Origin of the sequence: Massilia sp. LMS1-1-1.1 (assembly GCF_040815535.1) — a bacterium.
In the GTDB taxonomy this organism is placed as follows: Bacteria; Pseudomonadota; Gammaproteobacteria; order Burkholderiales; family Burkholderiaceae_D; genus Janthinobacterium; species Janthinobacterium aestuarii.
Window position 1 is genome coordinate 1 of sequence record NZ_JBFPNG010000008.1, and the last position, 1,641, is coordinate 1,641.

1 protein-coding gene is annotated in these 1,641 nt (G+C 53.1%); it reads left to right on the top strand.

The genetic code is table 11. The annotated features are described in order from the left end of the window. Positions 1-98: 98 nt before the first annotated feature. A complete protein-coding gene (locus MRBLMS1_RS09915) occupies positions 99-1,538 on the top strand; it encodes an IS1182 family transposase (protein WP_485879246.1) in 1,440 nt (479 codons plus the stop codon). Positions 1,539-1,641 lie beyond the last annotated feature (103 nt).

Consider the following 1,641-nt stretch of genomic DNA (forward strand, 5'->3'; position numbering starts at 1 on the left):
GTCCGCTTTGGGGCCAGAGTGTGTGAAAACGCACCCCAATGTAAACGAGATTTTTTCTGAAGCGTTAATAGCTCATTTGACGTAATCAGGAGAGCAGGATGAAGCGTTTTGTCGAGGGAACCGACCGCAGCCAGAGTGTTCTCTTTCCCGAGCATCTGGATGACTACGTTGCAGAGGACAATATCGTTCGGATTGTAGAGGCATTCATTGAAGCGCTTGATCTCAGGACCCTTGGCTTTGCCGGTGCCGACCCGGCACGCACTGGTCGCCCGTCCTACCATCCTGCAGTTCTCCTTGGGATTTACATCTATGGTTACCTCAATCGAATCCAGTCGAGCCGCCGCTTGGAGCGTGAGGCACAGCGTAATATCGAACTGATGTGGTTGACCGGGAGGCTATCTCCCGACTTTAAAACCATCGCTGACTTTCGCAAAGATAACGGCCCCGCCATCTGCAAAGTGTGCCGCCAATTCATGCAGGTATGTCGCAGGCTTGATGTTTTCTCGGATAGCAGCGTGGCAATCGATGGCAGCAAGTTCAAAGCGGTAAATAATCGCGACCGAAACTTCACCAACAACAAGCTGGAAGCCCGCATTGAGCAGATCGAGGAAAGCATCAAGCGCTACATGGACGAGCTTGATCGCGCCGACCGTGATCCTGCGCTTGTCCCCGCAACTCGCGTGATGCGTATTAAAGAAAAAATCGCAGGTCTGAAAGAGCAGATCGAAAGCCTGGGTGAGCTCGACAAGAAATTGAAGCAGACGCCAGATCAGCAGATTTCGCTGACTGATCCTGATGCACGCTCGATGTCGACCAGCGGACGCGGAACCGCCACCGTCGGATACAACGTGCAATCTGCCGTCGACACAAAGCACCACTTGATCGTGGCGCATGAAGTCACCAACATAGGAAATGATCGCGCCCAGCTGGCGTCAATGGCAAAGCAAGCCAATGAGGTGATCGGTCTGAAGCATCTAGAAGTGTACGCTGATCGCGGCTATTACAGCGGTCCCGAAATTTTGGCGTGCGAGGAATCGGGGATGGTGCCATTAGTTCCTAAACCGCTCACTTCGGGCAATCGTGCAAAGGGGCTATTCGATAAACGCGACTTCCGATATCTGCCCGAGAGCGACGAGTTCCAATGTCCTGCTGGAGAACGTGCAATCCGACGATTCAGCACGCTAGAAAAAGGGCTGCTGTTTTACAAATACTGGTCGTCATCTTGTCCCAAGTGCCTGATGAAATCTCAGTGCACCACCGGCGCAAATCGCCGTATCGCCCGCTGGGAGCACGAAGACGCCCTCGATAGGATGAGCAAGCGGATAGCTGAGCACGGAGACGTCGCGAGAATCAGGCGGCAAACAGTCGAACATCCATTCGGTACGTTAAAAGCTTGGATGGGTGCTACACATTTTTTAACTCGAACGTTACCACGCGTGAAAACAGAGATGAGCTTACATGTTCTAGCCTACAACTTGAAACGCATGGTGAACATCATGGGAAATCAGGGGCTGAAAGCGGCGTTGTTGGGGGCGTGAGCCCTTTTTAACTTCGACTCGCACGTCGGGGAAAATCGGGGGCTTGCACGGAGCGGCCGCTCCCGATACAAAAACTCGGGTTTTCACACAGCCTGGGGCGAAA